Raw genomic sequence first — 21,662 nt, forward strand, 5'->3', positions numbered from 1 at the left:
AGGCATATATTATGTTAGAGATTAAAAATTTACATGTCAGTGTTGAAGGCAACGAGATCCTAAAAGGATTAGATTTGCAGGTTCGTGCAGGTGAAGTTCACGCGATTATGGGGCCAAATGGCTCGGGTAAAAGTACCTTATCAGCAACACTTGCTGGTCGTGATGAATATGAAGTCGATGAAGGTTCAATCACCTTTAAAAATAAAGATTTATTGGAATTAGAACCAGAAGATCGCGCAGGTGAAGGCATCTTTATGGCATTTCAATATCCTGTTGAAATACCCGGTGTCAGCAATCAATTTTTCTTACAATCTTCTGTAAATGCAGTGAGAGAATATCGTGGTCAAGAGCCATTAGATCGCTTTGATTTTGAAGACTTTATTGAAGATAAAATTAAATTGCTAGATATGCCACAAGATTTGTTAACACGCTCAGTTAACGTGGGATTTTCTGGTGGTGAAAAAAAACGTAACGATATTTTGCAAATGGCTGCGTTAGAGCCGGAATTATGTATTTTAGATGAAACAGACTCAGGACTTGATATCGACGCATTAAAAATCGTTTCTAATGGTGTTAATAGCTTACGTGATGGTAAACGTGCTTTTATTGTTGTAACACATTACCAACGCATTCTTGACTATATTAAACCTGATTTTGTACATGTGCTTTATCAGGGAAAAATCATTAAATCTGGTGATTTTTCATTGGCGCAAAAATTGGAGGAACAAGGTTATGGCTGGCTTATTGACCCTCAATGAAAAGCGTGAAAAACAGCGCCAAGTTGAACTGCGTAATCAACAAGCATTAAAAACGTTTTCAACGTTATATCATCAACGTAAAGGTGACGAAAATCTGAATGCACGTAATCACTGGTTGCAAGTTGAAAAAATAGGCTTTCCCGCTTATCGTCATGAAGATTGGCACTATACGCCATTAGAAGAAACGTTAAGCCAAAGTTATCAACAATTGCCACCTTTTGATGTGCAAAGCTTAATAGCTAAACAAGCTTTATCTTTTGATTGCTATCGTATTGTAATGGTGAATGGCACATTCTCACCGACAGAAAGCAGTAAAGATTTTGGTCCTTATCAAGTGACGTTACTTGATAATCAAAGTGAATTACCTACAGCGGTAAATGGTGAAATTTTCCTGCATTTAGTTGAAAGCTTAGCGCCACATCCTTTGTTGATTACCCTGAAAGCGGGTGTTATTGCGGATAAACCACTTTATATCCTCAATATTACTCAAGGTGATCAAAGCGCAGAGGTAAATAGTGCAAATTATCGTTTTCACCTCGATGTTGGTGCAAATACTCAGATGCAAGTGGTAGAGCATTATATCAGCAGTGACAACGAAAACCGTCACTTTACAGGGGCAAGATTAACCGCAGCGATTGGTGATAATGCCTCTTTTAACCATATCAAATTAAGTTTTGAGAATAGCGTAAGTCAGCATTTTGCTCATAACGATCTGACAATAGGGCGTGATGCTCGTGTCAATAGTTATGCTTTCTTATTAGGCGCTAAACTTAGTCGTCATCACACGAGTTCGGCACTAAAAGGTGAAAATACAGAGCTTTCAATGAATAGCGTTGTATTACCTAAAGCAGGCGAAATAGCAGATACTCGTACATGGCTGGTTCATAGTGAGAAAAATTGCCAGAGTCGTCAACTGCATAAAAGTATTGCGATGGATGCAGGGAAAGCTGTATTTAACGGTATGATCACGGTGACACCTCAAGCCTTAAAAACAGATGGTCAAATGACTAATAATAATCTGTTGCTGGGTGAGAAAGCGCAAATCGATACTAAACCACAGCTTGAAATCTATGCTGATGATGTGAAATGTAGTCATGGAGCCACTGTGGGGCGAATTGATGATGAGCAACTATTTTATTTGCGTTCACGCGGTATTTCTTTAAGTAACGCCCGTAAAATGATCATCCATGCATTTGCGGCTGAATTAACTGAATCGCTAGAAAATAGTGTGATCAAGGCGCATGTATTAGACAGAATTAATCAGCGCTTATTAGAGGTATAAAATAGGGCATTATGACGCATTCCATTGAAAAAGCGCGAGATGATTTTCCAATTCTTTCACAGCAAGTGAAAGAAAAACCACTGGTTTATCTCGACAGTGCCGCAAGTGCTCAAAAACCGGCTTGCGTCATTGAACATGAAAAACAATTTGCCTTAACACAATATGCCGCGGTTCACCGCGGCATTCATACCTTGAGTGCAAATGCGACAACCTTAGTTGAAAATGTCCGTAAAAAAGCTAGTGATTTTTTAGGTGCCAATAGCGAAGACGAGATTATTTTTGTTAAAGGAACAACCGAAGGCATCAACTTAATTGCGAATGTTTATAGCCAACGATTTTTGAATGATGGTGACAATATCATCATTACAGAAATGGAACATCATGCAAATATTGTTCCTTGGTATATGTTGGCAAAACAGTATGGTTTTAATGTTCGTGTGTTACCGCTATTACAAGACGGCACGCTCGATTTAGCTCAATTACCTCGCTTAATCGACGAACGAACTAAATTATTCAGCCTTACGCACCAATCAAATGTATTGGGCACAGTGAATCCTATCGCTCAAATTATTCGTAATGCTCGCCAATATGCTATTGATCAAGGAGGGGAGCTACATATATTGGTTGATGGGGCGCAAAGTGCCATGCATCAATCGATTAATGTTTCACAACTTGATTGTGACTTTTTTGTTTGTAGCGGCCATAAACTTTATGGGCCTACTGGCATTGGTTTGCTGTATGGTAAAAAAGCGATACTGGATGAATTACCGCCTTGGGAAGGCGGTGGCGCAATGATAAAACATGTTCATATTAATGGTGATATTACCTACGCAGATGCACCTTGGCGCTTTGAAGCGGGAACACCTAATATAATGGGAATGATTGGCTTAGGTGCTGCATTAGATTATCTTTCACAGTTAGGTATGAATAATATTGCTGAGTATGAAAATAGTATAATGAAGTATGCCCAAGAGCAGTTGCAAAAAGTAAAATCTTTAACGCTTTATGGCAATGATTCTCGACAAGGTGTGATAGCGTTTAATTTAGGTAAACACCATGCTTATGATGTTGGGGCATTTCTTGATAATTATGGTATTGCGATTCGTACAGGGCATCATTGTGCGATGCCAATTATGGATTATTACCAAGTTCCTGCAATGTGTCGTGCATCTCTTGGTTTATATACCAATAAAAATGATATCGATGCGTTGGTTAATGCGCTATTACGTGTTGAAATGTTATTAGGTTAAAGATTAAAAAAGAGGTTATTCATGGCAGTGGCCAATTTGCCAGATGAAGTAAAATTATTACGCAATTTCTCTCGTTGTCAGGATTGGGAACAACGTTATCTCTATATGATGGAGTTAGGCGAGCGCCTTCCACCATTAACAGATGAACAACGCACTTCAGCTAATTTTATTGAGGGTTGCCAAAGTCAAGTGTGGATCGCTGTTGCTCTTAATGAGAATAAGCAACTGATTCTCGCGGGTGATAGCGATGCAGGCATTGTCAAAGGGCTTGTTGCCTTGGTAATTATCTTATTTCAGGGGAAGACGCTCGAACAAGCATTATCCACAGATGTAAAACAGTATTTTTCATCACTAGCGCTAGAAAGCCACTTAACACCTTCTCGAACTCAAGGCTTACATGCGATGGTCACGACACTGATTAAGCGTTTTTCAGAATACGCTGTAGCATAAATGTTACCTAATCCCACATTAATGTTCTAAACTGACTTATTATATGAATAGCATAACAATGATAATGTTATCATCATAATAGTCAGTTTATTTTATTTCTAACACACGGGATAAACGATGAATAAATGGTTAACCCTATTGGGAGTATCGCTGTTAGGGATGAACAGCCACTTATCTTATGCGACAGAATACCTGTTACCCACTGATGGTCAGCGTATTATCGGCGAGAATGTTTCGTATATCGTGCCAGATGATAAGCGTTCACTAGAAGCTATTGCGTCTGAATATCAAGTGGGATTGCTTAATATGATGGAAGCAAATCCTGGTATTGATCCGCTTTTACCTGATGCAGGTAAAACATTAAATATTCCATTGCAGATGATTTTGCCTGATACGGTACATAAAGGTATTGTCATCAATCTTGCCGAATTACGTCTTTATTATTACCCGAAAGAGGGTGGCACCGTTGATGTTTATCCTATCGGCATTGGTCAATTAGGACGAGAAACGCCTGAAATGGTGACGTCTATTTCTCAGTTGATTAAAGATCCTACATGGACTCCAACGGCCAATATTCGTAAAAACTATGCAGCAAAAGGGATCTCGCTCCCTGCGGTCGTTCCTGCTGGCCCTGAAAATCCAATGGGAGCTTATGCATTAAGATTAGCTCATAGTCGTGGCGAATATTTAATTCACGGTACAAATGCAGATTTTGGTATTGGATTAAGAGTGAGTTCAGGTTGTATTCGTTTAAGACCAAATGATATTGAAACCTTGTTTAATGTGGTTCCTAAAGGCAGTCGTGTTCAAATTATCAATAAACCGATTAAATTTACTGAAACTGCTGATGGCAGACAGTTTATTGAAGTCCATCAGCCATTATCACGTAATGAAAATGATGATCCACAAACCATGCCTCTTACATTCACGAAACAATTCAATACTTGGTATGAAAGTGGCAAAGTCGATAAAAATAAAGTCGATGCAGAGCTTATTCGACGTTCAGGTATTCCTGTAGAGGTTACAGCCTACTAAGATTGGATGATATTGTAAAAAAACAGATGCCTTAAGCATCTGTTTTTTTTTAATAATAATTTATATAAAACAGTTTAATCTAATAAAGGTATATTTTTAACATTAAATTGACGTTTTATTCTTTAATATAAGTAACTTCTTTTTGTAAAATAAGTGAGTTATAGATATGGAAATTAATTCAATAAATGTTACTCGTGGTATTTATGAACGTATTACTTCCAGTATTGAAAATAAATTTAGTCAATTGGCAAATATAGTCGTTTCAATAAAAAATAGTGCAGAAACTCTTTTTGTTGGAAGTGAAGCGAAAAGACAACAGAATATTAATAAAACATGCGGTGAGTTTATTCAGCGGATCTCAACAAAAACAAAAAATGATGAATATGAAAGATTAGACGAAAAAAAATTGAATGATAGTGGATGTATTAGTACTAAGCTAACCCATAAAACATTGACTAATGATGTGACTAAATTATTCTCTTCCATCAAAAATGAACTATTAAATCAAACAAAAAAATCTTTATCAGTCAATGAAGGTCACTCCGATAAATCAGTCAATATAATGCTGGCGACACTGTATCAGGTTTATCAACAGGCGAATGAACATTTTCAGAAGAATATTAATCCTGGTCATAACGACTTATTAAAATCACAGATATTTGAATTAATTAATAATAATTTTACTATTAAAAGTGATTGCGAAACTACTCAAAACGATAACATTATTGCATTACTTAAAAATATAAATGAAAAATATCAAGGAGAGATTGAACTATTAAAAAGAAATGTGGCCGATAAAATTAATCATAAATTAGAGAAAAATAGGATAATACAGCAGAATTTAGAGGAGCTTAATTTATAGTTTATTTTTTGAAAAAATAAAGCCCCAATCATTGTAGATTGGGGCTTTGCTATTTGCTATTAGTACTGTTCTAAAGCTGTTTTCAGCCTATCAGTGAGTCAAATTACTTTTTATAAGTAGTGACTTGGTTATCTAAACGCTGATTTGCGCGAGCTGCTTCGTCGTAAGCTGATTTAGCTTCAGCGCGAGCAGATTGTACATCACCACTTAGTTGCTGAACTTGAGTATTCAGGCGGCTTACATCAGAAGAGATTTGATCTAATTGTGCATTATTACTAGAAGAACAACCCGCTAATAAGCCTGAAGCCAGAATCACTGCACCTAGTACAAGTTTCGCTTTCATAGTTACAACCTCTATTATTAGTTTGTGTAAAGGAACAAGTAGCATTTATATGAAACCATTAATAAGTATGGCACATATATAGGAAAATGCTGGATTTATTTATCACATTCTACTGAACCATTAGTTGAACAATAGAAAAAATAACACCTAAAACGCAAATATTCAGTACAAAAAATGCGTGTTATTTCACAAAAGATTTTTATTCATAAAAGTCTGATAGAAAAACATTTTTATCTACATTGTTCTATTGTTACTTATATTTATAGCTATAAAGCACCACCTAAATTTACTTTTATGAAAATGGGTTCTACTTCATTTCTAAATGATTCAAGTGTAAATTTTTGGAAGTTGAGATCGTTGTATCCCCTAAAGAAAAGTATTCCGCGTTCTAAATCCGTTAGTGTTGTCCATACTGAAAATTCACTAGTATGAAGTGCTTTTAACGTATCGTGACCTAATAGGGGATCAATAGTGGCGTTTTTAGGTCGATCGAATCTATTCATAATATGTGCTAATTCAACTAACTGTGTATCTGGATCAGACACTTTGTGATAGTAGGTTGTGTAGTAAACAGCACGAATAAATCTATCTACAGAAGTATCAGAATTGGGCAACGAGGCTAAAGCAATTCCACTGTCAGGTTGTTTTATTTTTATATTTCCTAATGTGCTGCTGGAAATATTAACATTCGAAAGATGGGTGTAATTATTTAAATTGGTTAAATGCCATGGAAATAACGGACCATTGGTCATGCAATAAGTAGGATTATCATAAATATGTAATTTTCCATCAGAAACTTCAATAACAATACAAGCTCCTGTTTTGTCATAAAATGCATAATGGAAAGGGCTGGGTAAGTTACGTAAAAGGAGTAGTTTTTGTGACCAAAATACCGTTTTAGGGATAGCGAGTTTTAATTCTTCAACGGTTTTATATTGTGCTAACGCCCATTCACCAATTGCCGCGATAGGCACTGACGTTGCGTAATCTTGTGGGCTAATATCATCGAGATTTGAATCGGGTAACATATTTAAGCTAAAAGAGAGTCCCTGAGAATTAACACCTTCAAGTACGTCTTTTGTGCCTTCTAAATTGATTGGCGCAACGATCGCCATAAAAGGATATTTGACAGTATATTTTAATCCTAGGGTGCCATCAGGGGCTTTTTGCTGGAAAGTATGTTCTTTAGGATAATATGCAAATATTGAAGCAGGCTTGTCTACTGAAAATTCCATTGTTCTACCATGATAAATACGATTTTTCTTATCTTTAATTGCGAGGGTAGTACAAGCGAATACTCTACTATCAATGTTATTTTCTGGCATAGTTTATTCCTAATAGAATTAATTCAGTATTTGTAATACATAGTATTGGATACAACCATTTACATAAGATATTTTTTATATTTGTTTAATATAGCGTTACTTTTGTATTAGACCAAACATAAATCTCATAGGGTAAAAAAATATTAATAAGTACTAGATGAGGGCATTTTACTCAGTAAAATGGCGCTTGTTTTTTTATAATGTTAATGTTGTTTTTATGATAATGAAATATTTTTATGATGGGTGTTTACACTTATAATTTTTATTATTTCAATGTTTTACATTGAAATTTGATTTTTTTTCAAAACAAAATCTCGCGTTAATTGTAAAATCCAAAAATTAAATTTGAATTTAATTTCTCACTTTTTATATTGTTGACTATCTTTAATAAATAAGCATTAAGCTTATTCCATGTCTTATAATATTTATTATTGTAGGGTAATAATATGAAAAACAAATCATCAAATTATAATGACCTAGATGATGTATATGCATCTATCGATCTCTCTCAATCCTTACCTAAAACAAAAATTCCACAGAAAGAAAATAATCCACGTAATGTTTTTGATGCTGTTCGTGATGAATTAATGTTAGATGGAAACTCAAGACAAAATTTAGCGACATTTTGTCAAACTTGGGTTGATGATGAAATACGCGATTTAATGGATCTTTCTATCGATAAGAACATGATAGATAAAGATGAATATCCGCAAACAGCTGAAATTGAAAATCGTTGTGTTCATATGTTGGCTGATTTGTGGTGTTCGCCTGATGCATTAAATACATTAGGTTGTTCTACTATCGGTTCATCCGAAGCCGCAATGTTAGGCGGGTTAGCATTAAAATGGCAATGGCGTAAAAAACGTATTGCACAGGGAAAACCGACTGATAAACCAAACTTGATTTGTGGTCCTGTTCAAATCTGTTGGCATAAATTCGCTCGTTATTTTGATGTGGAATTAAGAGAGATCCCTTTAGAAGGTGATCGTTTAATGATGAGCCCAGAAGAAGTCATTAAACGTGTGGATGAAAATACCATTGGGGTTGTTCCAACATTAGGCGTTACTTTTACCTGTACCTATGAGCCTGTTAAAGCGGTTCATGACGCATTAGATAAACTTCAAAAAGAAACGGGATTAGATATTCCAATACACGTTGATGGTGCAAGTGGGGGCTTTTTAGCACCATTTTGCGCACCTGATATTGAATGGGATTTCCGCTTACCACGAGTAAAATCTATTAATGCCTCGGGGCATAAATTTGGTTTAGCACCATTAGGTGCGGGTTGGGTTATTTGGCGTGAAGCAAAAGATCTTCCTGAAGAGCTTATTTTTAATGTGAACTATTTAGGCGGCAATATGCCTACTTTTGCGCTGAATTTCTCACGCCCTGGTGGTCAAATTATCGCTCAATATTATAACTTCTTACGCTTAGGCCGAGAAGGATATGCAAAAATTCATAATGCTTGCTACTCAACAGCACAATATTTAGCAAGGGAAATTGAAAAGTTAGGCCCTTTTGAAATGATATTTAGTGGTGACTGTAAAGAAGGTATCCCCGCATTAGCATGGAAACTAAAAAAAGGGGCTAAAGTCACTTACTCTTTATACGATGTTGCAGATAAATTACGTAGTCGTGGTTGGCAGGTTCCCGCTTACTCTATGCCAGCTAATCGGGAGGATTTAGTGATCCAGCGTATTTTAGTTCGTCATGGTGTAAGTCTAGATCTTGCTTCATTATTAGTTGATGATTTCAAACGTACGCTAGAATATTTTGATAAGCACCCTGTCTGCAATCCTCTATCAGCAGAAGATGGTAGAGGTTTTAACCATAGCTAAATTCTGTTCGTTTTGAGGTTGAGGATCTTTATCTATTCTCAACCTCTTTCTAGATAATAACTCGACCGTAATTATTTTTCTGAATAAAGTTCAGGAGGATTGTATGACTACATCATCAACAAATTCAGCACCAAAACAACTTACATTAGTCGGTTTTTTTGCTATTACCGCTTCGATGGTGATGGCGGTATATGAATATCCGACGTTTGCCACATCTGGTTTTAGCCTTGTTTTCTTCTTACTTTTAGGTGGATTATTGTGGTTTATTCCTGTTGCATTATGTGCAGCTGAAATGGCTACCGTAGAAGGCTGGCAAGAAGGGGGAATATTTGCTTGGGTATCGAATACATTAGGAGAACGCTGGGGGTTTGCCGCCATCTCTTTTGGTTATCTACAAATTGCTATTGGTTTTATTCCTATGCTTTACTTCGTCTTAGGCGCGCTTTCTTATATTCTCAATTGGCCTGAGTTAAATACCGATCCAGTAATTAAAACAGTCGCAGCTTTAATTATTCTTTGGGTATTAGCATTTACGCAATTTGGCGGTACAAAATATACGGCATCTATTGCCAAACTTGGTTTTTTTGCAGGTATTTTATTACCAGCTTTAATTTTAATTATTTTAGCTGTTAGCTATTTAATGAGTGGTGCACCATTAGCGATTGAAATAAGCGCAAAAACCTTTTTCCCTGACTTTACCCAAATTGGGACATTAGTGGTTTTTGTTGCATTCATTTTAAGTTATATGGGCGTAGAAGCTTCAGCAACTCATGTTAATGAGATGAAAAACCCTGGACGAGATTACCCCATCGCCATGTTTTTACTCATGATAGTGGCAATTTGTTTAAGCTCTATTGGGGGATTATCTGTTGCAGCAGTGATACCTAATAATGAAATTAATTTATCAGCAGGAGTGGTACAAACGTTCAGTGTTTTAGTCTCCCATTTCAGTAGTACACTTGATTGGACGGTTAGGATTATTGCTACGTTATTATTGCTAGGAGTTTTAGCCGAGATAGCTTCTTGGATTGTAGGACCTTCTCGTGGCATGTATGTTGCCGCTGAAAAAGGAATTTTACCGAAAGCGTTGGCGAAGGTGAATAAAAACGGAGTACCTGTTGCTTTAGTGATTTCTCAATTATTGATAACAAGTATTGCGATCATTATTCTGACTAACACTGGTGGCGGCGGTAATATGTCATTCTTGATTGCTTTAGCCTTAACGGTCGTTATTTATCTTTGTAGTTATTTCATGCTTTTCTTAGGGTATATGCAACTTACTTGTAAGCAAGTAGATAAAAAACGTGCATTTAGTATTCCTGGTGGTAAAAATGTTAAACTTATTGTTGCAATGGCTGGTTTATTACTCTCTATTATTGCGTTTGTGGTTTCTTTTTTCCCACCAAGCTCTTTGCCAAACGCAAGTAGTGATAAAACGTATGTGACCTTACTGATAGTCGGCTTCTTTGTTATCTTTGCTTTACCCTTTATTGTTTACGCGTGTCGTTCTAAACAAGGTAAAACACTCAGCAACGTCTCCTTAATTCACATTAAAAGCCATAATGCGCCAACAGGGCACTTTTTTATTCATCCTCGTGCTCGTGCAACACATTATCTGTTATTAGAAAATAAAGAAGAGACAAATAAGAATAACGTGTAATAAAAAGACGAACAGGTAAAGGAAATTGTCACTAATAAATAAAGCATTAAAAAAACACCACTTCAAATATTGAAGTGGTGTTTTAAATTGTAAAGCGACTAAATGAATAAAGAATTACAGAACGTGAACAGATGAAGTATTTGTTGTACCGCTATCAACTAATGCGCCAGTTACCATAACAACACGGTCACCTGAGTGAGCTAAACCACTTGCTAATGCTGCTTCTTTACCAATACGGTAGAAGTCATCAGTAGAAGAGATTTCGTTAACTAATTGTGTTGTTACACCTTTAACTAACAGTAACTGACGAGCTGTTTCTTCGTTGTTTGTTAATGCTAAGATTGGTGCAGTTGGGAAGTATTTACGGATAGAACGAGCTGATTTACCACCAAAAGTTGCAACAACAATCAGAGGTGCATCTAAGTTTTCAGCCATTTCTACCGCACCACGACAAACTGCTTCAGTTACGCGTAATTTCGCAGCTGTTTGTTTGTAATCAAGGCGAGATTGCATGATACGGTCTGTACGCTCACAGATAGTTGCCATGATAGTCACAGCTTCTACTGGGTATTTACCTTTAGCACTTTCACCTGACAACATAACAGCATCAGTACCATCTAAGATAGCATTCGCAACGTCACCCGCTTCAGCACGAGTAGGGCGTGGGTTTTTGATCATTGAATCTAACATTTGCGTTGCAGTGATAACCACTTTACGCGCAGCGTTACATTTTTCGATCATCATTTTTTGTGCAAAGATAACTTCTTCAACTGGGATTTCAACACCTAAGTCACCACGAGCAACCATGATGCCGTCAGAGGCTTCTAAGATCTCATCAAAATTGTTTAAACCTTCTTGGTTTTCAATTTTTGAGATGATCATAATGTTTTCGCCACCGTGTGCATTTAAGTGAGCACGCATTTCTTCAACGTCAGAACGTTTACGAATAAATGATGCAGCAACGAAATCAACGCCTTGCTCGCAACCAAAGATAAGATCTTGTTTATCTTTTTCAGCTAATGCAGGTAAACCGATAGAAACGCCAGGTAAGTTAACACCTTTGTTTTCACCTAAGTCACCGTTGTTTAAAACTTCACAAACAACTTCTGTATCAGTTACAGCCGTTACTTTCATGCCGATAAGACCATCATCAACTAAAACGGTGTTACCAACAGTTAAGTCTTTAGCGAAACCTTCGTAAGTCACAGCAACGCGGTCTTTGTTACCCACAACAGTTTTGTCTGTGGTGAAAGTGAAAGTTTGACCTGCAACTAAAGTAACATCATTACCACCTTCTAATTTGATGGTACGGATTTCTGGGCCTTTAGTATCTAATAAGATAGCGGCCTTTTTGCCTGTTTTAGCGCAAACGTTACGCAGGTTTTTGATACGGTTGCCATGCTCTTCATAGTCACCGTGAGAGAAGTTTAGACGCATAACGTTCATGCCTGCGTCTAGTAATTGATTCAGTTTTTCTTCAGATTCGGTTTTTGGCCCGATGGTGCAAACAATTTTTGTCTTTTTCATGGCAGTCTATTTAATGGTTGTATTGTAATGGATGAATAAGGATTAATGTCGCCGTTTTCTATTAACTGTATCAACGGTGCAAAACAGGATGTACAAACTCACCTCTAATGGATAAGTTGCGCAACATGTTAATGGTTCAGCAACATCATAAAAATCTTGTCACTATTTTGTTTCAAGGGTTGGTAGACATCTTACATTATAGTCTATCACGATTCATTTGTTCTGTTTTCTAAAGATGCCCGTAAATCAATACGCTGAAACCTTTCAACAAAATTATGTTTCGTATTATAGAGGTTAATTTCTATGAAGAAAATCGAAAAAAGGTAAATTTAAGTGATGTGATCAAAATACAGCGCTGACTGCTTGTTTTTTAAACAATTTGTTGCGCAATAAAATATTGCAAGCTAGATTAATTATTTTGTAGGGTAGGTAAGATGAACAACAATAAGAAAATATAGAGAAAGAGAAATGGTGCGTCCAAGTGGACTCGAACCACCGACCCCCACCATGTCAAGGTGGTGCTCTAACCAACTGAGCTATGGACGCACTGTATTGAGATGTTGCCGAAAAATAAATGGTGCGTCCAAGTGGACTCGAACCACCGACCCCCACCATGTCAAGGTGGTGCTCTAACCAACTGAGCTATGGACGCATTATCTATTGGGTGACAACGGGGACGAATATTAACGAGATGATTCGATTCTGGCAAGAGGAAAAACACAAATTTATATTCAACTGCTCGTATTTAAAGCTATTTGTTGATATTTGTGTCATTCCCTTGCCTAAATAACTGTTTATCTTTAACGCTCTGAGCGTAATAACACCACTTCATCAGATTGGCGTTGGATCCACCAAATACGGGAACCCATCATAATTGCTGAGGCAGTTAAACCTAGAATAAAGCCAATCCAGAAACCAGCAGGTCCCATCGCTTCAACAACGTAATTAGTACGCCCTAAGATATAACCAGAAGGCAATCCAATTACCCAGTAGGCAATAAAGGTAATAAAGAAGATAGAGCGGGTATCTTTATAACCTCTTAATACACCTGAGCCAATAACTTGCACAGAATCTGATAACTGATAAAGCGCAGCGAATAACATAAGATGAGATGCTAATGTCACCACTTCAATATCATCGTTATACATTAATGCGATTTTTTCTCTAAAGATGATAGAGAAAATCGCAGTACAACTTGCCAACATTAGCCCAACAGCAAGTGCTGTAATGGCTGAAGTGCGGGCTTGTTCTGTGGAGCGTTGTCCTAAGTTATGACCAACACGGATTGTTGCCGCTATTCCCAATGACAGAGGGAACATAAACATCAGGGAACTAAAGTTAAGTGCTATTTGATGACTAGCAACCGCAGTAACGCCTAAAGGTGAAACTAATAATGCAACAACAGCAAAGAGTGTTACTTCAAAGAATAAGGCTAAACCAACGGGTAATCCTAAAAATGTAATACGTTTTATCGTGTGGAAATCAGGACTTACTAAACGTTTCTTTGGCATAACATCACGTTGTGTCGGTGCTCGACGCACGTAATAACGCATCATTAAGAACATTGCCCAGAAAACAGAGGCCGTTGCAACACCGCAACCAATACCCCCTAATTGTGGTGCGCCAAATTTACCGTAAATAAACGCATAGTTAACAGGGATATTAATTAATAAGCCAATAAAACCAATTATCATGCCGGGTTTTGTTTTAGATAATCCCTCACATTGGCTTCTTAGTACCTGATAGTAAAGGCAACCTGGCGCACCCCACATAATGGCGTGAATAAATCCAATGGCCTTTTCGGCTAATTCCGGTTCGATATCATGTTGCGCTTCAATAATAAAACGGCTGTTATAAAGAATAGCAATTACCATGATTGATAAGAAAGTGGCGAGCCAAAAACCTTGCTGTGTACGATTAGCAATGTGTTTTCGTTGTCCTGAACCATTTAATTGTGCAACGATTGGGGTTAATGCCATTAATATGCCTTGGCCTAATAAAATCGTTGGTAACCAAATAGACGTACCTACTGCCACTGCCGACATTTCTGTGGCATTTACAGCACCCGCCATGACAGTATCAACCACACCCATTGCTGTCTGGGAAAATTGCGCGATGATAACGGGGATACCGAGAGCAAGTAAGCTACGCGCTTCTCTTATGTACTTCTGCACGCATACACCTTTATTTATTATAAGAAAACGAAAGGAAAGGAAGAGAACAAACGTCGTATTGTTAAAATGACGTAAAGAGATCCTCAAGACCGCCTATTCTAATGATAAAAGTTTAATTAGCAACGAAAGAAGTTTAGCTTTTCAAGCACAGAATTTTGATAATTTATTAGGTGTTTTTACGTTATATTTAACGACAATAATCGATAAGGAATAAATGCGATAATTGTTCCTTTGTATTAATACGAGCTATGTTATCCTTAATAGCATAAACCTAAATTGAGTTTACCAGTTTATCGATCCAAGGAGATGTAAGATGTTTACAGGTATTGTTCAGGGAAAAGGGCGGGTTATTGCTATCGAAGATAAAGGCGATTTTCGTACCCATATCATTGAATTACCCAGCGAGTTAGTCGGCAATTTAGAAACAGGTGCTTCTGTTGCAAATAATGGTTGCTGTTTAACGGTCACTAAAATTGAAGGTACACATATTAGCTTTGATTTGGTGAAAGAGACATTACGTTTAACTAACCTTGGTGAATTAAAAGTCGGCTCCGAAGTAAATATTGAACGTGCGGCTAAGTATGGTGATGAAATTGGCGGGCATGTGATGTCTGGTCATATTGTAACAACGGCTGAAGTTGCCAAAATTATTACCTCAGAAAATAATCTACAAATATGGTTTCGTATCTTTGATAAAGCATTAATGAAGTATATTTTACACAAAGGTTTTATTGGTATTGATGGAATAAGCTTAACTGTGGGCGATGTGGTTAATAACCGTTTTTGTGTCCATTTAATTCCAGAAACGCGAGATAGAACGACATTAGGTCGTAAGCGCCTTGGTGATAAAGTCAATATTGAGCTTGATCCTCAAACTCAAGCGATTGTCGATACAGTAGAGCGCGTTATGGCACAACAAGCACAGCAACAAGCTTTATTCGCAACACAACAAATTGAAAATGAAGAACAAGCTTCACACAATTAATGATTAATGTTGTTGTTCTTAAAGAGAACCAAAGAAAAAGCCAGTTTATCAATCAAACTGGCTTTTCTCTTGTTAGAAAAAAATAATTAACGAGGGATCTGTAAACCGCCAATATGGCCTTTAGGGCTTAGCACTATTTGCCATAACTGAATATCTCTGGCACGAAATGCGCCAGCACAGGCATTAAGATAATAGCTAAACATACGTTTAAAACGCGGTGTGTAGTTAGATTCAATACTTGGCCAACACGCTAAAAAACGCTGATACCATGCCATTAATGTTTTATCGTAATCAGCGCCAAAGTTATGCCAATCTTCCATCACAAATTTATTGTCCATTGCATGAGCAATTTTTTGAATAGACGGTAAACACCCATTAGGAAAGATATATTTGCTTATCCAGCTATCTACATTCACTTTATCGCGGTTAGAACCAATGGTGTGCAATAAAAACAGACCATCTTCTTTTAAATTATGACGAACTACATCAAAATAAGTTGCATAATTTTTAGGTCCAACGTGTTCGAACATCCCCACTGAAACTATGCGATCAAATTTTTCATGTAAATCACGATAGTCTTCTAGAATAATATTAACATCAAGTCCTTGGCATCGAGCTTGTGCCAGTTTTTGTTGCTCAACAGAAATAGTGACACCCGTAACAGATACGCCAAAGTATTTGGCTGCGTAGCCTGCTAGTCCACCCCAGCCACAACCAATATCTAATAAGGTCATACCTGGCTTTAAATCTAATTTTCGGCAAATTAAATCTAATTTATGCTCTTGGGCTTGGGCTAAATTATCTGCATTTTTCCAGTAACCACAGGAATATTGCATATTAGGATCAAGCATGGCGGTAAATAGATCATTACCAAGATCGTAATGCTCTTTACCTACCATCCATGCGCGTTTTTGTGTTTGCAGATTAAAAAGGCGGGCTGTTGCAATCTTGAAAAGATCACGTAGATTTTGTGGAAGCTTATTTTCAAGACCAGCACGTAAAACTTTATGAAAGAATATATCTAGTCGCTCACAATCCCACCAACCATCCATATAACTTTCGCCGAGACCTAATGAGCCTTGCTGTAATACTCTTTTATAAAAATTTTGATTATGAACCTGAATATCATAAGGTTCTGAGCCATTAACTCGAATATCAGCGTGAGCTAACAGTTCTGTTGCGATCTTTTTATAAGGATCGTTGGAGGTCTTTCGGCCTTCTTCTACACAAGATGTACTCATATACTCTCCGCGTAAACTAAGCGGGTTTTGAAACATAAAGCTAAGAAAGGATGTGTACAGATTGATAGTATTAAAATGGTATTGTGTTCAGTATGAATTGAACGAATAGAATTAATAAAACAACTAATCTGACATAATCAGCAAATAATCTGTTTAATGTCTCAAAATCCGAAAGAAAAATAAATAAAACGCTATTACAGCGTATGAGTAAGTATAGAGACGTAGAATGTTTTTCTCTAGAAAAGAAAAAGGCCATTTTTATAAAATGGCCTTTTTAAGATGATTCTTAAAATAAGGGGGCGATTATTCTGCGGTTTGAACCGTGTGCTTGGTAACAGATTTATTGCGCTGAATAAAGTAGCCAACCGCCATTGGAATTGCTGTTAACGCCATAATTGCCGTGGTGTTAATCAGCGGTTGTTGGCTGATAAATGCGGACACAATAAAACTCGCTAAGCTACAAAGACCCAGTTGAAGTGCATTTTGTAACGCAGCTGCTTTACCACTAATTTCAGGGTAAGCGGATAAAGCATTAGATACTGCGATTGGATAAGATGCACCATTCATTGCAGCCATAATACAGAATGGAATTAAAATAGTCGTTAATGTTGGCTCAGTAAATTTAGCAACAAGGTATAACGCAGTCATGCTGACAGCATAACCAATTAACAACAGTGGCAGTAGCGTTTTACCTGCCATTTTTGACAGTAAAATACGACAGCCATAACCACCCACCATAAATGCAACAGTTTGTGGAATATAACTTAAACCGATATCCTGTGGAGAGTAGCCCATCTTTTCAAGAATGATTGGTGAGCCAGCTAACCAAGCAAAGAAACCTGCACTACAAGAAGCGTAAACTAATACATTACCTGTGTAGAGAGGGGATTTTAGTAAAGTCGTAAATGAAGCGGTAGATTGGTTTTCATCAGTGACTGATTTTTGTTTAATGTTTTTTAGCATTAATGTCGGTAACATTAGAACTAATGTTACAGCCATTAACAGCATGAAAATCATACGCCAGCCGCCGTGATTTAATAATGATGCGCCAATTAAAGGTGCAAGTGCTGGTGATAATGCAACCAGTGGCATAATTAAAGCAAAAACGTGCTGAGCGCGAGATTCATCAAAACGGTCGATGACAAGAGCTTGCCAAATAACAGCCGCAGAGCAGACGCCGAAAGCTTGTAGGAAGCGCATAGCAAGTAAGCCAGTTGCACTCTCAACCCACAGCATACCAAGACAGCCTAAAGAGAAAAGGCTTAAACCAATAAGTAGAATAGGTTTACGACCGACTTTGTCAGAAAGTGGTCCCCAAAGTAATTGAGCAACAGCAAAGCCAAATAAAAAGATACTTAAGCTATTACTAATAGCACCTTCGCTGATAGAGAGCTCACGCTGCATCATACCAAATGCAGGTAAGTACATATCAATAGCTAAGTAACCTAGCATACTCAAACCCGCTAGGTACACCATAAAGCTCATAGGTGTTTTTGATTGTGTGGAAGTTTTAGAATTCATTTTATTTTCTATGCTATGTGATGTAGAACATTTTATGTATTGTAACTAAGACTTATTTTACTTGTGAAACGGGAATATTTGGTTAATGCTGTGAAAAATTTTCAAAGGAATAAACTCTATGTGGTCAGAATACTCTTTAGAAGTTGTTGATGCAGTTGCAAGAACAGGAAGTTTTAGCTCCGCTGCTCAAGAATTGCACAGAGTGCCATCCGCCGTTAGTTACACTGTTCGGCAATTAGAGGAATGGCTTGCCGTTCCTTTGTTTGAGCGCCGTCACCGTGATGTAGAATTAACCGATGCAGGTAAAATTTTCATCAAAGAAGCACGATCTGTTATCAAAAAAATGAATGACACTAGACATCTTTGTCAACAAGTTTCTAATGGGTGGCGTGGTCAATTTAGTATAGCAGTTGATGGCATTGTTAAACCTGAAAGAACACAACAACTTATTCTCGATTTCTACCGCCATTTTCCTGATATTGAGTTGTATGTCTACCCTGAAGTGTTCAATGGCGTATGGGACTCCTTAGTTAATGGTCGTGTTGATTTAGCGATTGGTGCAACAAGAGCCTCACCAATTGGTGAACGTTATAGTTTTAGAGATATGGGATTTATGCCTTGGCGCTGTGTTTGTCATGTTGATCACCCTTTAGCGAAAGCACAACATCCATTAACGGATGATGAGATGCGACCTTATCCAAGTTTATGCTTAGAAGATACTTCACGCAGTTTACCAAAGCGTGACACTTGGGCGCTAAATAATCAGCGTAGAATGGTTGTTCCGACATGGGATATGGGGCTTGAATGTTTGTTAGCGGGATTATGCGTAGGAATGGTGCCTTGGCATCGTGCTGAACCTTTAATTGAACAAGGTAAGCTGGTTACTTTACAACTGGCACAACCATTGCCAGACAGCCCATGCTGCCTGACGTGGGTCGATAAAAGTGAATCACCCGCTTTGACATGGTTGTTAGATTATCTTGGAGATAGCCAAACCTTAAATGAGGAATGGCTTCGCTAGAAATCAGATAGCCGAATAAATCTGAATTAACGACGGTAGTCAATAAAAGGACCGTCAGCAACTGAACGGCGCTCAACTAATCGTGGATGAACTTCGATTGTTTGGGCGTCTTCGCGTTTATTGACGATGCGATCAAGCAACATTGACAAAGCCATTTGACCTAAACGCTCTTTTGGCTGGTGGACTGTGGTTAATGCTGGTGTAAAATAACGCGCATTACGAATATTGTCGTAACCCACAATGGAAATATCGAAAGGAACACGTAAACCTAGCTCATCAGCGGCACAAATTGCGCCCATTGCCATCACATCACCACCACAAAAAACAGCAGTAGGGCGATGTTTTTGATTTAACATCTGATACATGGCTTTATAACCAGATTCTGGCTCAAAGTCGCCTTGTACAATCCACTCATCTTTTACTGTGATTTTTGCTTCTTCCATGGCTTTTAAGAAACCTTGTAAGCGACCACCACCGGTATTACGTTCTAATGGACCAGGGATAATACCAATATCACGATGACCTCGTTCAATAAGGTAACGACCCGCAATATAACCACCATGAAAAGCATTATCGATAATCGTATCGGTAAAGTCACCACGCGCCTTACCCCAATCCATGACAACCATTGGAATATTACGATAGCCTTCTAACAGTGACAGAAGGTGATCGGGGTATTCAGAACACATGACTAATAACCCATCAACACGTTTTTGTGCCAGCATCGCTAAATAGGCTTTTTGTTTATCGAGGTTATTATGTGAATTACATAAAATCAGTGTGTAGCCTTTGCTATAACAACTATTTTCAACAGCTTCAATCACTTCAGCAAAGTAAGGAGCTTCACTGGACGTGGCTAACAGGCCAATAGATTTGGTGTGATTGACTTTTAAACTACGCGCAACGGCACTAGGCGAATAATTTAATTCTTTTATAGCGGCCCAAACTGCTGCCCGTGTGTTCTCAGCAACAAAACGTGTTTTGTTGATCACATGAGAAACAGTCGTGGTTGATACGCCTGCGCGTTTTGCCACGTCTTTTATTGTTGCCATGGTGTGGAAAACTCCTGACCTTCATTGGTCTCTTTTATCTAATTTTATGGTTTAACTGCCAGTATAGTCATACATAGGGCAAACACTGGCAATAATTTAGCGATTAGCTGTGAATTTTGTATGATCTAGCTCAAAAGTGAAAGTATTAATCAATGTTATAAATTGTGCACTAGTCGCTATTTTAGCAAATTTTGATATGTGATAATAATTAACCATGACAAGGTTATGGTTAAAAAAGTGTATTATAATCATTTTGAGGGAGAAATAGATGGATACGGATCTGAAATTTGGTTTGAGTACAGCAGTAGCAGCGCTTGTTATGATTGTTTTATTTTCGACTATGTTGTTCTAATCACTGCTTTATAGAATATCCGATCAATTTAAATAATAAATTATCGAATATCTGAATATAACAAAGGGCTCAAGGCCCTTTGTTATTTTGTCACCACAAATGAATCTCAATCACTCACCTTTGATTATCAAGCTCAATTAAGCAAGGTTAGCTTCAACAAATGACCAGTTAACCAGTGCCCAGAACTCTTCTAAATATTTAACGCGCGCATTACGGTAGTCGATGTAGTAAGCATGCTCCCATACGTCTACTGTTAACAGTGGTTTGTCTGCGCCTGAAACTGGAGTAGCAGCATTAGACGTGTTAACAATTGCAACTGAACCGTCTGCTTTTTTAACTAACCAAGTCCAACCTGAACCGAAGTTTTTAGCTGCCGCATCATTAAATTGCTTTTTGAACTCTTCAAAAGAGCCGAATGCTTTGTTGATAGCATCAGCAACTTTACCTGTTGGTGCGCCGCCTGCGTTTGGTGCTAAGCAGTTCCAGTAGAAAGTGTGGTTCCATACTTGAGCTGCATTGTTAAAGATACCACCATCAGTAGATTTGATGATTTCTTCTAAGGATTTGCTTTCTAAATCAGTACCTTTAACCAGGTTATTTAAATTGGTTACGTAGGTTTGGTGGTGTTTGCCGTAGTGATATTCTAAAGTTTCTTTAGAGATGTGTGGCTCAAGAGCATCTAACGCATAAGGTAATTTTGGTAATTCGAAAGACATTGCGTACTCCTTTAAACTATCTATTTCGGGTTTTGTGCCTGAAATCATTCCATCAAAATCATTTGAATTGATAGAATGAGGCAAATGAATCACTAAGTTGTTACTATTTTGCTAATTATTTTAACAAAAATCTGCTGAAATAACAGCTAAATATCTTTTATCTATAGTTATAAGCCATATAGATTAATTATACTCATAAGAGTATATCCCACAGAGTAACTCGTAAAGCAGTAAAATATTGACTTTGTTCAGAGCCTATATCCTCTGATT

General features: G+C 37.5%; 19 protein-coding genes and 2 tRNA genes. 11 read left to right on the forward strand and 10 right to left on the reverse strand.

The window, feature by feature from the left end; all coding sequences use genetic code 11:
- Positions 1-11: 11 nt before the first annotated feature.
- The 6 genes from sufC to JEP36_RS02020 all read left to right on the forward strand — a co-directional run bounded on the left by sufC (position 12) and on the right by JEP36_RS02020 (position 5,637).
- Positions 12-758, forward strand: a complete 747-nt coding sequence (sufC, locus tag JEP36_RS01995) for a Fe-S cluster assembly ATPase SufC (protein WP_023582353.1) — start codon at positions 12-14, stop codon at positions 756-758.
- Positions 733-2,040, forward strand: coding sequence for a Fe-S cluster assembly protein SufD (gene sufD, locus JEP36_RS02000; protein ID WP_198619608.1), 1,308 nt, complete (start codon positions 733-735; stop codon positions 2,038-2,040). Before sufC ends, sufD begins: the two co-directional genes overlap by 26 nt.
- A gap of 11 nt (positions 2,041-2,051) precedes the next feature.
- Positions 2,052-3,290 carry a cysteine desulfurase SufS gene (gene sufS / locus JEP36_RS02005; RefSeq protein ID WP_198629819.1) on the forward strand — a complete coding sequence of 413 codons (1,239 nt, stop codon included), beginning with the start codon at positions 2,052-2,054 and terminating at the stop codon, positions 3,288-3,290.
- A gap of 21 nt (positions 3,291-3,311) precedes the next feature.
- Entirely contained in the window at positions 3,312-3,740 is a 429-nt protein-coding gene (gene sufE / locus JEP36_RS02010) for a cysteine desulfuration protein SufE (protein WP_198629820.1), read from the forward strand.
- A 117-nt stretch (positions 3,741-3,857) separates the two neighbouring features.
- Entirely contained in the window at positions 3,858-4,775 is a 918-nt protein-coding gene (locus tag JEP36_RS02015) for a L,D-transpeptidase family protein (RefSeq protein WP_198629821.1), read from the forward strand.
- Positions 4,776-4,941: 166 nt separating this feature from the next.
- Complete coding sequence (locus JEP36_RS02020; protein ID WP_198629822.1) at positions 4,942-5,637, forward strand: hypothetical protein; 696 nt, start codon at positions 4,942-4,944, stop codon at positions 5,635-5,637.
- 103 nt (positions 5,638-5,740) lie between these two features.
- On the opposite strand, the gene JEP36_RS02025 is transcribed toward JEP36_RS02020, so the two are convergent.
- Together JEP36_RS02025 and JEP36_RS02030 are read right to left on the reverse strand one after the other, a co-directional pair.
- Complete coding sequence (locus JEP36_RS02025; RefSeq protein ID WP_036913221.1) at positions 5,741-5,980, reverse strand: Lpp/OprI family alanine-zipper lipoprotein; 240 nt, start codon at positions 5,978-5,980, stop codon at positions 5,741-5,743.
- 266 nt (positions 5,981-6,246) lie between these two features.
- Positions 6,247-7,305, reverse strand: coding sequence for a linear amide C-N hydrolase (locus JEP36_RS02030; protein ID WP_198629823.1), 1,059 nt, complete (start codon positions 7,303-7,305; stop codon positions 6,247-6,249).
- Between the two features lie 446 nt (positions 7,306-7,751).
- Between JEP36_RS02030 and JEP36_RS02035 the strand changes: the two genes are divergently transcribed.
- Together JEP36_RS02035 and gadC are read left to right on the forward strand one after the other, a co-directional pair.
- Entirely contained in the window at positions 7,752-9,143 is a 1,392-nt protein-coding gene (locus JEP36_RS02035; protein ID WP_198629824.1) for a glutamate decarboxylase, read from the forward strand.
- Between the two features lie 103 nt (positions 9,144-9,246).
- Positions 9,247-10,803 carry a glutamate:gamma-aminobutyrate antiporter gene (gadC, locus tag JEP36_RS02040; RefSeq protein ID WP_198629825.1) on the forward strand — a complete coding sequence of 519 codons (1,557 nt, stop codon included), beginning with the start codon at positions 9,247-9,249 and terminating at the stop codon, positions 10,801-10,803.
- 114 nt (positions 10,804-10,917) lie between these two features.
- On the opposite strand, the gene pykF is transcribed toward gadC, so the two are convergent.
- The 4 genes from pykF to JEP36_RS02060 all read right to left on the reverse strand — a co-directional run bounded on the left by pykF (position 10,918) and on the right by JEP36_RS02060 (position 14,504).
- Positions 10,918-12,330, reverse strand: coding sequence for a pyruvate kinase PykF (gene pykF / locus JEP36_RS02045; RefSeq protein ID WP_109372420.1), 1,413 nt, complete (start codon positions 12,328-12,330; stop codon positions 10,918-10,920).
- Between the two features lie 469 nt (positions 12,331-12,799).
- Positions 12,800-12,876, reverse strand: a tRNA-Val gene (locus JEP36_RS02050).
- Between the two features lie 29 nt (positions 12,877-12,905).
- Positions 12,906-12,982 (reverse strand) — tRNA-Val (locus JEP36_RS02055).
- Between the two features lie 148 nt (positions 12,983-13,130).
- A complete protein-coding gene (locus JEP36_RS02060; protein ID WP_160230322.1) occupies positions 13,131-14,504 on the reverse strand; it encodes an MATE family efflux transporter in 1,374 nt (457 codons plus the stop codon).
- Positions 14,505-14,817: 313 nt separating this feature from the next.
- On the opposite strand from JEP36_RS02060, the gene JEP36_RS02065 reads away from it, so the two are divergent.
- Positions 14,818-15,489, forward strand: coding sequence for a riboflavin synthase subunit alpha (locus tag JEP36_RS02065; RefSeq protein ID WP_196533266.1), 672 nt, complete (start codon positions 14,818-14,820; stop codon positions 15,487-15,489).
- An 86-nt stretch (positions 15,490-15,575) separates the two neighbouring features.
- Here the strand turns inward: JEP36_RS02065 and cfa are convergent, their stop codons facing one another.
- Positions 15,576-16,730, reverse strand: coding sequence for a cyclopropane fatty acyl phospholipid synthase (gene cfa, locus JEP36_RS02070; protein WP_198629826.1), 1,155 nt, complete (start codon positions 16,728-16,730; stop codon positions 15,576-15,578).
- Between the two features lie 303 nt (positions 16,731-17,033).
- Positions 17,034-18,251 (reverse strand): purine nucleoside transporter PunC, encoded by a 1,218-nt coding sequence (gene punC / locus JEP36_RS02075; protein ID WP_198629827.1) that lies wholly within the window; start codon positions 18,249-18,251, stop codon positions 17,034-17,036.
- A gap of 118 nt (positions 18,252-18,369) precedes the next feature.
- Between punC and punR the strand changes: the two genes are divergently transcribed.
- Positions 18,370-19,272: a DNA-binding transcriptional activator PunR gene (gene punR, locus JEP36_RS02080; protein WP_088495752.1), complete on the forward strand. Its 903-nt coding sequence runs from the start codon at positions 18,370-18,372 to the stop codon at positions 19,270-19,272.
- Positions 19,273-19,298: 26 nt separating this feature from the next.
- Here punR and purR read toward each other — a convergent pair whose 3' ends face one another.
- Positions 19,299-20,324 carry an HTH-type transcriptional repressor PurR gene (purR, locus tag JEP36_RS02085; protein ID WP_198619596.1) on the reverse strand — a complete coding sequence of 342 codons (1,026 nt, stop codon included), beginning with the start codon at positions 20,322-20,324 and terminating at the stop codon, positions 19,299-19,301.
- A gap of 268 nt (positions 20,325-20,592) precedes the next feature.
- On the opposite strand from purR, the gene cydH reads away from it, so the two are divergent.
- Positions 20,593-20,676 carry a cytochrome bd-I oxidase subunit CydH gene (cydH, locus tag JEP36_RS17910; RefSeq protein WP_103004765.1) on the forward strand — a complete coding sequence of 28 codons (84 nt, stop codon included), beginning with the start codon at positions 20,593-20,595 and terminating at the stop codon, positions 20,674-20,676.
- Positions 20,677-20,813: 137 nt separating this feature from the next.
- On the opposite strand, the gene sodB is transcribed toward cydH, so the two are convergent.
- Positions 20,814-21,392 carry a superoxide dismutase [Fe] gene (gene sodB, locus JEP36_RS02095; RefSeq protein ID WP_109372414.1) on the reverse strand — a complete coding sequence of 193 codons (579 nt, stop codon included), beginning with the start codon at positions 21,390-21,392 and terminating at the stop codon, positions 20,814-20,816.
- Positions 21,393-21,662 lie beyond the last annotated feature (270 nt).

The sequence above is a fragment of the Proteus sp. PR00208 genome (assembly GCF_016238545.1).
Classification (GTDB): Bacteria; Pseudomonadota; Gammaproteobacteria; order Enterobacterales; family Enterobacteriaceae; genus Proteus.

Bases quoted from the DNA above. Each gene is read 5' to 3' on its own strand.
- sufC (WP_023582353.1), top strand. From the start codon at position 12: ATGTTAGAGATTAAAAATTTACATGTCAGTGTTGAAGGCAACGAGATC.
- sufD (WP_198619608.1), top strand. From the start codon at position 733: ATGGCTGGCTTATTGACCCTCAATGAAAAGCGTGAAAAACAGCGCCAA.
- sufS (WP_198629819.1), top strand. From the start codon at position 2,052: ATGACGCATTCCATTGAAAAAGCGCGAGATGATTTTCCAATTCTTTCA.
- sufE (WP_198629820.1), top strand. From the start codon at position 3,312: ATGGCAGTGGCCAATTTGCCAGATGAAGTAAAATTATTACGCAATTTC.
- JEP36_RS02015 (WP_198629821.1), top strand. From the start codon at position 3,858: ATGAATAAATGGTTAACCCTATTGGGAGTATCGCTGTTAGGGATGAAC.
- JEP36_RS02020 (WP_198629822.1), top strand. From the start codon at position 4,942: ATGGAAATTAATTCAATAAATGTTACTCGTGGTATTTATGAACGTATT.
- JEP36_RS02025 (WP_036913221.1), bottom strand. From the start codon at position 5,980: ATGAAAGCGAAACTTGTACTAGGTGCAGTGATTCTGGCTTCAGGCTTA.
- JEP36_RS02030 (WP_198629823.1), bottom strand. From the start codon at position 7,305: ATGCCAGAAAATAACATTGATAGTAGAGTATTCGCTTGTACTACCCTC.
- JEP36_RS02035 (WP_198629824.1), top strand. From the start codon at position 7,752: ATGAAAAACAAATCATCAAATTATAATGACCTAGATGATGTATATGCA.
- gadC (WP_198629825.1), top strand. From the start codon at position 9,247: ATGACTACATCATCAACAAATTCAGCACCAAAACAACTTACATTAGTC.
- pykF (WP_109372420.1), bottom strand. From the start codon at position 12,330: ATGAAAAAGACAAAAATTGTTTGCACCATCGGGCCAAAAACCGAATCT.
- JEP36_RS02065 (WP_196533266.1), top strand. From the start codon at position 14,818: ATGTTTACAGGTATTGTTCAGGGAAAAGGGCGGGTTATTGCTATCGAA.
- cfa (WP_198629826.1), bottom strand. From the start codon at position 16,730: ATGAGTACATCTTGTGTAGAAGAAGGCCGAAAGACCTCCAACGATCCT.
- punC (WP_198629827.1), bottom strand. From the start codon at position 18,251: ATGAATTCTAAAACTTCCACACAATCAAAAACACCTATGAGCTTTATG.
- punR (WP_088495752.1), top strand. From the start codon at position 18,370: ATGTGGTCAGAATACTCTTTAGAAGTTGTTGATGCAGTTGCAAGAACA.
- purR (WP_198619596.1), bottom strand. From the start codon at position 20,324: ATGGCAACAATAAAAGACGTGGCAAAACGCGCAGGCGTATCAACCACG.
- cydH (WP_103004765.1), top strand. From the start codon at position 20,593: ATGGATACGGATCTGAAATTTGGTTTGAGTACAGCAGTAGCAGCGCTT.
- sodB (WP_109372414.1), bottom strand. From the start codon at position 21,392: ATGTCTTTCGAATTACCAAAATTACCTTATGCGTTAGATGCTCTTGAG.